This is a genomic window from Streptomyces sp. NPDC059788 (assembly GCF_042732265.1).
Taxonomy (GTDB): domain Bacteria; phylum Actinomycetota; class Actinomycetes; order Streptomycetales; family Streptomycetaceae; genus Streptomyces.
In genome coordinates this window covers 1-11,269 of record NZ_JBHWHY010000064.1, presented here as the reverse complement: position 1 = coordinate 11,269, position 11,269 = coordinate 1, and the positions used below count along the sequence as shown (strand labels likewise).

The 11,269-nt window shown below is 73.7% G+C and carries 10 protein-coding genes; 8 read left to right on the top strand and 2 right to left on the bottom strand.

The features are described from left to right. Positions 1-177: 177 nt before the first annotated feature. The 3 genes from ACFV57_RS37845 (at position 178) to ACFV57_RS37835 (ending at position 4,342) form a co-directional block, all read left to right on the top strand. Positions 178-1,725, top strand: a complete 1,548-nt coding sequence (locus tag ACFV57_RS37845) for a fatty acyl-CoA synthetase (RefSeq protein WP_385242166.1) — start codon at positions 178-180, stop codon at positions 1,723-1,725. A 278-nt stretch (positions 1,726-2,003) separates the two neighbouring features. Beyond that, the gene (locus ACFV57_RS37840) at positions 2,004-2,804 is read left to right on the top strand and encodes a VOC family protein (protein ID WP_385242163.1); all 801 of its coding nucleotides are present in this window, start codon (positions 2,004-2,006) and stop codon (positions 2,802-2,804) included. Positions 2,805-2,926: 122 nt separating this feature from the next. Next, a complete protein-coding gene (locus ACFV57_RS37835) occupies positions 2,927-4,342 on the top strand; it encodes an erythromycin esterase family protein (RefSeq protein ID WP_385242160.1) in 1,416 nt (471 codons plus the stop codon). A 19-nt stretch (positions 4,343-4,361) separates the two neighbouring features. Here the strand turns inward: ACFV57_RS37835 and paaK are convergent, their stop codons facing one another. Further along, positions 4,362-5,678 carry a phenylacetate--CoA ligase PaaK gene (gene paaK / locus ACFV57_RS37830; RefSeq protein WP_385242266.1) on the bottom strand — a complete coding sequence of 439 codons (1,317 nt, stop codon included), beginning with the start codon at positions 5,676-5,678 and terminating at the stop codon, positions 4,362-4,364. A 239-nt stretch (positions 5,679-5,917) separates the two neighbouring features. On the opposite strand from paaK, the gene ACFV57_RS37825 reads away from it, so the two are divergent. The 5 genes from ACFV57_RS37825 (at position 5,918) to ACFV57_RS37805 (ending at position 9,727) form a co-directional block, all read left to right on the top strand. Next, the gene (locus tag ACFV57_RS37825; protein ID WP_385242157.1) at positions 5,918-6,616 is read left to right on the top strand and encodes an alpha/beta fold hydrolase; all 699 of its coding nucleotides are present in this window, start codon (positions 5,918-5,920) and stop codon (positions 6,614-6,616) included. A gap of 173 nt (positions 6,617-6,789) precedes the next feature. After that, a complete protein-coding gene (locus ACFV57_RS37820) occupies positions 6,790-7,032 on the top strand; it encodes a hypothetical protein (protein ID WP_385242154.1) in 243 nt (80 codons plus the stop codon). A 134-nt stretch (positions 7,033-7,166) separates the two neighbouring features. Further along, positions 7,167-8,246 carry an RNA polymerase subunit sigma-70 gene (locus ACFV57_RS37815; protein WP_385242152.1) on the top strand — a complete coding sequence of 360 codons (1,080 nt, stop codon included), beginning with the start codon at positions 7,167-7,169 and terminating at the stop codon, positions 8,244-8,246. A gap of 171 nt (positions 8,247-8,417) precedes the next feature. Beyond that, positions 8,418-8,852: a hypothetical protein gene (locus ACFV57_RS37810; protein WP_385242150.1), complete on the top strand. Its 435-nt coding sequence runs from the start codon at positions 8,418-8,420 to the stop codon at positions 8,850-8,852. A 227-nt stretch (positions 8,853-9,079) separates the two neighbouring features. Next, positions 9,080-9,727, top strand: coding sequence for a chorismate mutase (locus ACFV57_RS37805; protein ID WP_385242147.1), 648 nt, complete (start codon positions 9,080-9,082; stop codon positions 9,725-9,727). On the opposite strand, the gene ACFV57_RS37800 is transcribed toward ACFV57_RS37805, so the two are convergent. Next, positions 9,722-11,023 carry a cytochrome P450 gene (locus ACFV57_RS37800; protein ID WP_385242144.1) on the bottom strand — a complete coding sequence of 434 codons (1,302 nt, stop codon included), beginning with the start codon at positions 11,021-11,023 and terminating at the stop codon, positions 9,722-9,724. The two genes, ACFV57_RS37805 and ACFV57_RS37800, sit on opposite strands and share 6 nt — an antisense overlap. Positions 11,024-11,269 lie beyond the last annotated feature (246 nt).

Here is an 11,269-nt window from a genome sequence, read left to right as displayed (position 1 = left end):
GACGGATGACGTACCTGCCTCGTACGTCAACTCATGGGAGAGCAGAGGGTGTTGAGGATAACCACGATCGATCGCCACCGGCCCCGCACCTTCCCGCCTTTGGCTCGGAACGCACCGTAGGGCCGCGCCCCGCCGCGTGCCCTTGACCCGCCCGGGGCCGGGGCACAGGATCACGCCATGACGGGAGTACGGACGAACACGGTCGACGGGGTCCTGCGGCGCAGCGCGCACCGGACCCCCGACCGCACGGCGGTGCGCTACGGTGACCGGTCCTGGACCTACCGCGAACTGGACGACGGCGTGACGGCCGCCATGCGCGCCCTGCTGGACCGCGGGGCGGTACCGGGCGACCGGGTCGCCGCGTACGGGCCCAACTCCGACGCGTACGTGATCGGCTTCCTGGCCTGCGCCCGCGCCGGGCTGGTGCACGTACCCGTCAACCACCACCTCACCGGCGACGAACTGCGTTACATCATCGAACAGTCGGGCAGCTCCACCGTCCTGACCGACCCCGCGCTGGAGCACCGGCTGCCGCCCGGCCTCCGCACCGTGCCGCTGCGCGACGCCACCGGATCGCTGCTGGAGAGCGCGCGGGAGGGGCTGCCCGCGGGCACCGCGTTCCTCCGGGCAGGCGGCTCGGGCGGACCGTACGCCTCGGACTCCGACGAACTGGCCCAGCTCCTCTACACGTCCGGCACGACCGGGCTGCCCAAGGGCGCGATGATGACGCACGGCGCACTGGTGCACGCGTACGCGTCCGCCATCGACGCCCTCGACCTCAAGGCGACGGACCGGCCCGTGCACAGCCTGCCGCTCCACCACTCGGCGCAGCTGCACGTGTTCCTGATGCCCTACCTCGCCGTCGGAGCGGAGAACGTCATCCTCGACGCCCCCGACCCGTACCGGATCTTCGAACTGGTGGAGTCGGGCCGGGCCGACAGCCTCTTCGCCCCGCCCACGGTGTGGATCGGGCTCGCGCGGCATCCCGGGTTCGGGCTGCGCGACCTCAGCGGCCTGCGCAAGGCGTACTACGGCGCGTCCGTGATGCCGGTGCCCGTACTGGAGCGGCTGCGCGACCGCCTGCCCGGCCTCGCCTTCTACAACTGCTTCGGGCAGAGCGAGATCGGCCCGCTGGCCACCGTGCTGGGGCCGGACGAGCACGAGGGCCGGATGGACTCGTGCGGGCGGCCGGTGCTGTTCGTGGAGGCGCGGGTGGTCGACGAGAAGGGCATCGAGGTGCCCGACGGCACTCCGGGGGAGGTCGTCTACCGCTCGCCCCAGCTGTGCTCGGGCTACTGGGACAAGCCCGAGGAGAGCGCGGCGGCGTTCCGGGACGGGTGGTTCCGCTCCGGGGACCTGGCCGTGCGGGACGCGGCGGGCTACTTCACGATCGTCGACCGGGTCAAGGACGTCATCAACTCGGGCGGTGTGCTGGTGGCTTCGCGGCGGGTGGAGGACGCGCTGTACGCGCATCCGGCGGTCGCCGAGGCGGCGGTGATCGGGCTGCCGGACGAGCGGTGGATCGAGGCGGTGACCGCCGTGGTCGTCCTGCGCGCGGGGGCCGGGGCGCCGGACGAGGCGGAGCTGATCGCGGCGGCGCGGGAGCGGCTGGCCGGGTTCCAGGTGCCCAAGCGGGTGCTGTTCGTCGACGCGCTGCCGCGGAACGCCGCCGGCAAGATCCTCAAGCGGGAACTGCGGGACCGGTTCCGCTCCGGCGGGGGGTGAACGGTCCGGGCCGGGGCCCGGCCGGATTCCCGTCGGGTTTCCGGGCCGGGGCCCCGTCCGGAATCCCGTACGGGGTTGCTGTCCTGGCCCCGCCGGGGTCCCGTTCGGGCCCGTGCGGTTCGTCGGCGAAGGGCGATTGTCAGACCCCCCTGCCATGCTGAAAGTGCCGGGGAGAAGACGCGGTGGGACATCGCGCGTTCCCCGGTGACGAGGGCGTACGTGCTCGCTCGGCGGCCGCCCGCGTCCGGACGCGAGACAGGACGCCGGAGGAGATCACCATGCTCACGACCCAGTACGTACCGGGTGCGCCGAACTGGCTCGACATCGGGGTGCCCGACATCGACGCGGCCGTCGCGTTCTACGGCGGCGTCTTCGGCTGGACCTTCCAGTCGGCCGGCCCCGACGCCGGCGGGTACGGCTTCTTCCAGCTCGACGGGAAGACCGTCGCCGGTGCCGGGCCGCTGACCGAGGAGGGCGCCGGCGCGGCCTGGACCGTCCACTTCCACAGCCCGGACGTGGACGCCCTGGCCAAATCGGTCGAGCAGGCCGGCGGCACGGTCCGCTTCGGCCCGTGCGACGTGTTCACCGCCGGCCGGCTGGCCGGGTTCACCGACCCCACCGGCGCCGAGTTCGCGGTCTGGCAGCCGCGCGACGTGCCCGGCCTGGAGGCGATCGGCGTCTCGAACGCCCTGTCCTGGACCGAGCTGTACACCACCGACGCGGCCGCCGCGAAGGAGTTCTACCGCACGGTCTTCGCCTGGGAGACGGCCGACAACGAGATGGGCGGGAACATGGTCTACACCGTCGCCTCGCCCGCCGGCACGGTCCCCGACAGCAACACCGGCCACGCCGGCCTCATGCAACTGCCCCCGGAGAACCGCGCCGCGGGCTCGACGTCGCAATGGCATCCGTACTTCGCCGTCGAGGACTGCGACGCGACGGTCTCCGCCGCCACGGAGCGCGGCGCGACGGTCGTCATCGCGCCGGCGGACGCCGAGGGCATAGGCAGGCTGGCCATGCTGGTGGACCCGTTCGGCGCGCCGTTCGCGCTGATCACGCCGAGCCCCAGGCAGGGGTAGCCGGCCAGGCGGAGCACGGCGGCCGTTTCCGCGGCCGCCGTATCCGCCCGGGCGGTGCCTTCGGACTCTCGCCCACCTTCGGGCTCTCGTGGCCACGTTCCGTACGGGTAGCCTCGACGACCATGTCGACGACCCATCGCGAGCCCGCCCCCGACGAGTTGACGGTGACGGGCTGGCTGGCCCGGAACGCCCAGCGGCTGAACAGCCTGACGCCTGGCACCTCCACCGGCGACCTGCGACCGCTCACGAGCGTTCTCGACGGTGTGCGGATCGTGGGCATGGGGGAGGCCACGCACGGCACGCGTGAGTTCTTCCAGCTCAAGCACCGCCTGCTGGAGTTCCTGGTGACCGAGCTGGGCTTCTCGGTGCTGGCCATGGAGGCGAGCGCGTCGGCGGGGCCGGCCGTCGACGCCTATGTACGCCACGGCGTGGGCGATGGCGCCGAGGTGCTGGCCGGGCTCGGGTTCTGGACCTGGCATACGCAGGAGGTGCTCGCGGTGATCGAGTGGATGCGGGCCTACAACCGAGGGCGCCCGGAGGCCCGGAAGGTGCGCTTCGTGGGGATCGACCCCCAACGCTGCGGGCCCTCGCTCACCGCGCTCGACGCCCTGCTGCGGCGGGTGGCCCCCGCTCGGGCGGCCGGACTGCTCGACCCGCTCCGCGTGCTCGCCACAGCGCATCCGGGATCGCACCCCGACCCCGAACAGCGCCTGGTCCACGATGTCGATGCGCTCCTGGCCTTCCTGGGGAGTGTCCCCGAAGCGGCCGAGGGGGTGCGCCACGCCCGGATTCTCAGCCGGGCCGCCGACCTGGTGACCCGCTCCGCACAGCACCGGGACTCACCGCGCCCGGCCACCCGGGGCCCGGACACACCGCGCTCAGGCACCCACCACCCGGATCTACCTCACCCGGATCTACCTCACCCGGATCTACCTCACCCGGATACGCAGCACCCGGCTACCGAGCAGTCCGTCTTCGCCGCCCGTGACCGGTACATGGCCGACGCCGTCGATGAGCTCCTCGCCGACCCGGCCGCCAAAATCGCCCTGTGGGCTCACAACGGCCACATCACCACGAGCTGTCACGGCGGAGCCGTACCGACGCTGGGGCGACACCTGCGCGCGCGACACGGCGACGCCTACTACGCACTGGGCCTGCTGTTCGGCAGCGGATCGTTCCGCGCGCGCCGGACGGGACCGGGCTCGCGGTTACGGCCCCGTGCCGGTGCCGTCGTCGACAACCGGATAGGCCCTGCCCGCGCGGCCGCGATAGAGGCCCAACTGGCCGCGGCGAACCCGGGCGACCACTTCGTCAACCTCCGTGACCTCCGTGACCTCCCTGGCGCGGCCGACGGGACCGGCGCGCCGCCGGCCGTACGGCAGTGGTTCCACGCCGACCACGTCACGCGGAATTTCGGCGCGGTGGTGCCACGCTGGACCTACCGCCTCAACCACAGCCCGGTCGTTCCGGCCGACGCGTACGACGGGCTGGCCTATGTCGCTGTCTCCCACGGCTCCCGGCCCCTGGCGCCCGGATGACGGCCTCCGGGGCGGGGTGTCAGTCGCGCGCGTCCACGATGCGTTTGAGTTTGCCGACGGAGCGTTCCAGGGTCTCGGGGTCGACGATCTCCACGGCGACCGTGACGCCGATGCTGTCCTTGACGCCGCGGGCGATCCGGCCGACGGCGGCGGTGCGTGCCTCCGGGGTCGCGTCCGCGCGGGCCTCCGCCCGTACGGTCAGCTGATCCAGTCGTCCTTCGCGCGTCAGCCGGAGCTGGAAGTGGGGCGCGATGCCCGGGGTGCGCAGCACGACTTCCTCGACCTGGGCGGGGAAGAGGTTCACACCGCGCAGGATGATCATGTCGTCGCAGCGTCCGGTGACCTTCTCCATACGGCGGAAGGCGGGACAGGCGGTGCCGGGCAGCAGCCGGGTCAGATCCCGGGTCCGGTAGCGGACCACCGGCATGGCCTCCTTGGTCAGCGAGGTGAACACCAGCTCCCCGTGCTCGCCGTCCGGCAGCGGCGCGCCGGTGACCGGGTCGACCACCTCCGGGTAGAAGTGGTCCTCCCAGATGTGCAGCCCGTCCTTGGTCTCCACACACTCCTGCGCGACGCCGGGACCCATCACCTCCGAGAGGCCGTAGATGTCGACCGCGTCGATCGCGAAGCGCTCCTCGATCTCCCGGCGCATCTCCTCGGTCCACGGTTCCGCGCCGAATATCCCGGTCTTGAGTGAGGTGGTCCGCGGGTCGACGCCCTGGCGTTCGAACTCGTCGAGGAGCGTGAGCATGTAGGACGGCGTCACCATGATGATCTCGGGCCGGAAGTCCCGGATGATCTGTACCTGCCGGGCGGTCATGCCCCCGGAGGCCGGGACGACCGTACAGCCGAGCCGTTCCGCGCCGTAGTGCGCGCCGAGGCCGCCGGTGAACAGCCCGTACCCGTACGCGATGTGCACCTTGTGGCCCGGCCGGCCGCCCGCCGCGTGGATCGAACGGGCGACGACGTCGGCCCAGACGGACAGGTCGCGCTCGGTGTAGCCGACGACCGTGGGGCGGCCGGTCGTGCCGCTGGAGGCGTGGATGCGGCGCACGGCGTCCTGGGGCACGGCGAACATGCCGAAGGGGTAGTTGGCCCGCAGGTCGTCCTTGCCGGTGAACGGGAAACGGGCCAGGTCGGCGAGGGACCGGCAGTCCTCCGGGCGGATGCCTGCCCGGTCGAAGGACCGGCGGTAGAAGGGGACGTTGTCGTACGCGTGGCGCAGCGAGGCGCGCAGCCGGTCGAGCTGCCGGGCCCGCAGCTCCTCGCCGGACAGCCGCCGCACCGCGTCCGCGTCCGCTGTCACGTCCGTGGTCGGGGCGGGGGCCTCGTCCATGGTCGCGTCGGGGCCCCCGTCCATGGTGGCGTCCGGATTCCCGTCCGTCCCGCGCCCTCGCCGCCCGCCTCTGTCCGTCTCCCGCCCCCGCCGCCCGTCCCTGCTTCGCGCATCCGGCATGTCCGTCACCGTTCCGTGTCCCTACCGATCATTCGGTAGCCGAGTGCGATCCAAGTAATCAGCGGGCGGCGAACGCGTCAAGGGGAGTGCGGAAGTCCTACCCGGGTAGCTTCGAGCGCATGAGCGACGTTCAGAAGGTGCAGGTCGGCGACGTCCGTCTGGCGTACCGGTGCTGGGGTGAGGCGGACGCGCCCCCGGCGGTGCTGCTGCACTGCCTCGGCGAGGACGGGGAGGACTGGCGCGGCGTGGTCGGCCAACTCGCCACCACCCACCGGGTGTACGCGCTGGACCTCCGGGGACACGGGCACAGCGACTGGCCGGGCGCGTACAGCTTCGAGGGCTGGCGCGACGACGTGGCCGGGTTCCTCCAGGAGATGCGTCTGGGGCCCGCCGCGCTCATCGGCCATTCGCTGGGCGCGATCGTCGCGGTGCTGCTGGCCGCCGACCGGCCGGACCTCGTGGAACGGCTGGTGCTGGAGGAGGCGGCGCCGCCCCGGCAGGGTGATCCGGCGCAGGAGGTGCCCGCCCCGCCGCCGGGGCCGCCGGCCTTCGACTGGCAGGCCAAGGTCGCGGTGGTGGCGCAGCGCAACGCGCCGGACCCGGCGTGGTGGGGCGGCCTGGCGAAGGTCGCCGCACCGACCCTGGTGATCGCGGGCGGCCCGGCGAGCCACCTCCCGCAACAGCAGCTCCAGGACATGGCCGAACGGATACCGGACGGCCGCCTGGTCACGGTCGAGGGCGCCGGGCATCTCGTGCACGAGGAGCGTCCGTTGGAGTTCCTCGACGCGGTGCGGCAGTTTCTCGTTCCTGGGCCTTGAGCGACGGTACGGGCCGCCCGGCCGCCTCCGTACGCGGAGCGTGCGGGGTATGCGGGTGCGCGGGCTGCCGACCCGCCCGTACGGAGCACCGGGCGCGCCCACGGGCGGCCCAATGCCGCAGCGGTGTCCCCTTTCCGTGGTGCGCTGACCGCCACCATCCTGAAAGGATCATCATGCGTACATCGCTTCGTACGACCGCGCGGGCGGCCCTCGGTCTCCTCGCCGCCGCTGCCCTGTCCGGCGCGGTCCTGCCCGCCGTGGCCCATGCCGACTCCGACGACGAGCCGGGGGACCGCCCCGCCTCCGGGAGCCACGGCGACGCCCAACTCCCCTCGAAGAGCGGGTTCCTGTTCCCGGTCGACGGGCTGGCCAAGAACGCCAACGTGGGCGTCACCGGCGTGTCGGACCGCACCTGACCCTGCCCCGGTCGGCACACGCCACTCGCTCACGGGGATACTCCCAGGTGTCACTGCCGCCGCTGCCCGCCCGGCCCTCACGCGTCCGGCCGGGCGGCGGCGCGCGCGGGGTGCGAGGGCGAAGGGGGGCGGACATGGGTACGCGGGGGCGCGGGACCGGTGGGCCGCACGGGGTGGACGAGCAGGCGCAGGACGCGGTCCTGGAGGGGGACGAGGAGGCGTTCGCGCGCCTCGCCGAGCGCTACCGGCATGAGCTGCGGGTGCACTGTTACCGCCTGCTCGGTTCCTTCACCGACGCCGAGGACCTGGTGCAGGAGGCACTGCTGCGGGCCTGGCGGAAGCGGCGGAGCTTCGAGGCGCGGGGCGGGGCGACGTTCCGGGCGTGGCTGTACCGGATCGCGACCAACGCTTGCCTGGACGCGCTGGCCAGTCCCGCCCGCAGCAGGGAGATCGCGGTGGCGGTCGACAGCGCGGGTGCGCCGACGCGCTCCGCGCCCGCCGAGGTCACCTGGTTGCAGCCCTACCCGGACGCCCTGCTGGACCGGGCCGCCCCCGCCGACGGCGGCCCGGAAGCGGCGGTGATCGCCAGGGAGACCGTCGAACTGGCCTTCCTGGCGGCGATCCAGCACCTGCCGCCGCGACAGCGGGCCGTGCTGATCCTGCGCGACATCGTGGGCCTGCCCGCCGCGGAGACGGCCGGGACGCTCGAACTGAGCGTCGCCGCCGTCAAGAGCGCGCTGCAACGCGCCCGCGCCACGCTGCGCGAGCACCTGCCCGAGCGGCGCGCCGACTGGGGGCGGGGCGCCACCGGCCCGAGCGAGGCCGAGCGCGCGCTCCTCCAGCGGTTCGTCGCGGCCTCCCAGGCGGCCGACGTCGCCGCACTGACCGCCCTGTTGCGCGAGGACGCCCGGCAGACCATGCCGCCCGCCCACCTGGTGTTCGACGGGCGCGCGGCCATCATCGGCATGTGGCGTGCGGCCCTGGAGGGCGACCGGGCGTGGGGCGACTGGCACGCCGTACCGCTGTCCGCGAACCGGCAGCCGGCCGTGGCGAACTACGTGCGGCTGCCCGGGGCGCCGTCGTACACCGCGGTCAACATCGACGTGCTGCGGATCGAGGACGGCCGGATCGCGGAGATCACCACCTTCGCGCCGGACGTGCTGCCCGCCTTCGGCCTTCCCGCCACCGTGGCGCCCGCCGACGTACGAGGATGACGCCCTCGGCGAGGGAGCGGAGAGTGACGCGGGTCACTCCCGGCCGCCGATTCCTCCGGGCGGCCTCGCCGGTCGTATGAGCGGTAAGGCGCCGCGGCCGTACGGCAATCCGATTACGGTCCGGGCGCGCCGAGGTATCGCGACGAGCGTGGACGAAGGGCAGGGGCAGTCATGACGGAACCGATCGAGGGTCCGGACGAGCAGGTCAGGGCGCTGGAGCGGCTCGTGGGCCGCTGGCGGGTCGGCGGAGGTACGGAAGGCACCGTCACCTACCGGTGGCTGGACGGCGGCCACTTCCTGTTGCAGGAGGTGGAGTTGGTGCAGGAGGGACGGCCGGTCACCGGCATCGAGGTGATCGGCCGGGAGCAGCCCTTCGGCGCGACAGCTCCGGGGGACGACATCAGGTCCCGCTTCTACGGCGGCGAAGGGCACACCTTCGACTACGTGTACGAGATCGAGGGGGACACCCTGACCATCTGGGGCGGCGAGAAGGGCTCGCCCGCGTACTTCAGGGGCACCTTCGAGGCGGACGGGGACGCCCTGTCCGGAGCGTGGGTCTACCCGGGCGGCGGGGGTTACGACTCGACGATGCGGAGGGTCGGGTGACGGGGGACCGATGACGGGCCACCGGTGACCGGTTGCCGGTCTTGGGCCACCGGTCACCGGTGACGCGCGGTCGGCAGCCGCGGCCGTACGATCGCGCGTCCGCCACCCGCAGTAGGCTCATCCCGGCGCGTCCACGCCGGACGCGCCGGACTCCGGCCTCGCCGGACTCAAGCGCCGTACGACCGGGGCCCCGTGGCCCCGGACCCGAGCGGCCGGAAGGGCTGACTGTGGCACTGAACCCGCGCTCCTCCCTGCGTCGGCTGCTCACCGTGGGCGCCGCCGCGACCGCCCTCCTCACCGGCGCTCCGGCGACCGCCTCGGCACCGGCCGAACCCGCGCCCGCCTCCGCGTCCCGACACACGGACGGGGAAGCGGAAGCGCTGCGTCCTCTCGCCGCCCTGTCCGCCCGACGCCTCGCCACCGCCGACCTGGTGGCCGCCGCGAAGTGGGGTACCGGCAGCCCGGTCGACGACCCGGTGCGTGAGCAGCAGGTGCTGGACGCGGTCGCGCGGCAGGCGGCGGAACTGGGCACCGACCCACGGCGGGCCGCGCGGATTTTCCGGGATCAGATCGAGGCCAACAAGCTGGTGCAGCGCGGGCTGCACCGCCGGTGGGACGCGTACCCCGCGCAGGCTCCGGTCGAGCGGCCGGACCTCGGCGAGGTGCGCAAGGAGATCAACCGCGTGAACGACGCGCTGGTACGGGCGATCGCCGCGTCCGGGGAGGCGCGGGCGTCGTCGCGCTGCGTCCCCTCGCTGGCGGGTGCCGCCGCGCGGGTACGCCACGACCGGCATCTGGACGCCTTGCACACGGTGGCGCTGGCCCGCTCCGTACGGTCCGTGTGCGGCGGTGAGGACCGGGACCGGGCGTCATGAGCCGGTGCGCGGGCGCGGCGGCTGCCGCCGGCCGCCCCGTGGCGCGAGGACGACGGGCAGTTCCGCGAAGCCGTTGAAGACCAGGGACGGACGGCGTGGCGGGGGCTGCCCCGGATCGTGCAGCGCGAGTTCCGGGAACCGTTCGAAGAGCGCGGGCAGGGCGACGGCCGCCTCCAGCCGGGCGAGCGGCGCGCCGAGGCAGTGGTGGATGCCGTGCCCGAAGGACAGGTGCCGGGTGGGGGTACGGGTGATGTCGAAGCGTTCGGCCCCGGGCCCGTGCTGCCGCGGGTCGCGGCCGAACGCGGTGTACGAGAGCATCACCGGATCGCCCGCCCGGATGGTCCGGCCGGCCACGTCCACGTCGCACAGCGCGTAGCGGAACGGGAAGTTGGCGACCGGCGGGTCCCAGCGCAGCGCCTCTTCGGCGACCGCGCTCCAGGGCACCTGCCCGCTGCGCGCCAGGGCGAGCTGCGCGGGATGGGTGAGCAGCGCGTGTACGGCGTTGCCCAGCAGGTTCACGGTGGTTTCATGACCGGCCACGATCATCAGCAGCAGTGTGTCGACGAGTTCGGCCCCGCTGAGCGCGTCGGGGCCGGGGGCCACGAGCGCGCTCGTCAGGTCGTCACCGGGCCGCTCGCGCTTCTCGCCGAGGAGGCCGGCGAGCGCGGCGCGCAGCTCGCGGTGGGTGGCCAGTGCCCCGGACGGCTCCGAAGGAGGGCCGAACAGAGCGCCGCACAGTGACCGCAGCCGGGCACGGCGGCTGTCGGGCACGCCGAACAGCTCGCAGATGACCTGTATCGGCAGCGGGTGGGCGTACCCGGCACGCAGGTCGGCCGGCTCCCCGGGCCGGTCCTTCGCGAGGCTCACGAGGCCGTCCAGCAGCTCACCGGCCAGCTCCCGCACCCGGGGCCGGAGCCGTTCCACGCGGCGGGCGGTGAAGGCGCGGGCCAGCGGCGCGCGGAGCCGGGTGTGGTCGCCCGCCGTGGCGGTGGTCATGTTCGCGACGGTCAGCAGCGGCGCCAGCGGCCAGGAGCGCGGGACCTCCCCGCTGCGCCAGGCGCGCCAGGCGCCGATGTCCTTGACGAAGCGGCTGTCGGCCAGCACCGCCCGACCGGCCTGATGACGGGTCACCAGCCAGGCCGGCACCCCGCCCGGCAGCAGGACGGGCACCACCGGCCCCGCCGCGCACAGGGAGGCGGCGCCGGAGCGGGGATCGTGCTCCGCGGGGTCGAGCCGGACCCGGTCGCCGTATGTACCGGAGGGGGCGCCCCCGAGTTCCGAGCCGTCGAAGTCCATGCTCCAGCCTAGGACGGCCGGGGTACCCCTTCCCACCCATGGTGATGGCCCTCGCTTGCTGCATTCGGGCGGCGCGGCGTGTGCCAAGCGGGTGAAGGGACGGGACCGGTTGTCGACCCGCCGCGGGGTGCGGGCAACCGTGCGGATGTCCCCTTCCTCCCACTCAGGAGACCCCACATGTCGAAGATTCTCGCCGTCATACCCCGGCCGGGCGCGGCCCTCACCCGTTCCGGGGTGGGTGGGCCG

Bases quoted from the DNA above. Each gene is read 5' to 3' on its own strand.
- ACFV57_RS37845 (WP_385242166.1), top strand. From the start codon at position 178: ATGACGGGAGTACGGACGAACACGGTCGACGGGGTCCTGCGGCGCAGC.
- ACFV57_RS37840 (WP_385242163.1), top strand. From the start codon at position 2,004: ATGCTCACGACCCAGTACGTACCGGGTGCGCCGAACTGGCTCGACATC.
- ACFV57_RS37835 (WP_385242160.1), top strand. From the start codon at position 2,927: ATGTCGACGACCCATCGCGAGCCCGCCCCCGACGAGTTGACGGTGACG.
- paaK (WP_385242266.1), bottom strand. From the start codon at position 5,678: ATGGACGAGGCCCCCGCCCCGACCACGGACGTGACAGCGGACGCGGAC.
- ACFV57_RS37825 (WP_385242157.1), top strand. From the start codon at position 5,918: ATGAGCGACGTTCAGAAGGTGCAGGTCGGCGACGTCCGTCTGGCGTAC.
- ACFV57_RS37820 (WP_385242154.1), top strand. From the start codon at position 6,790: ATGCGTACATCGCTTCGTACGACCGCGCGGGCGGCCCTCGGTCTCCTC.
- ACFV57_RS37815 (WP_385242152.1), top strand. From the start codon at position 7,167: ATGGGTACGCGGGGGCGCGGGACCGGTGGGCCGCACGGGGTGGACGAG.
- ACFV57_RS37810 (WP_385242150.1), top strand. From the start codon at position 8,418: ATGACGGAACCGATCGAGGGTCCGGACGAGCAGGTCAGGGCGCTGGAG.
- ACFV57_RS37800 (WP_385242144.1), bottom strand. From the start codon at position 11,023: ATGGACTTCGACGGCTCGGAACTCGGGGGCGCCCCCTCCGGTACATAC.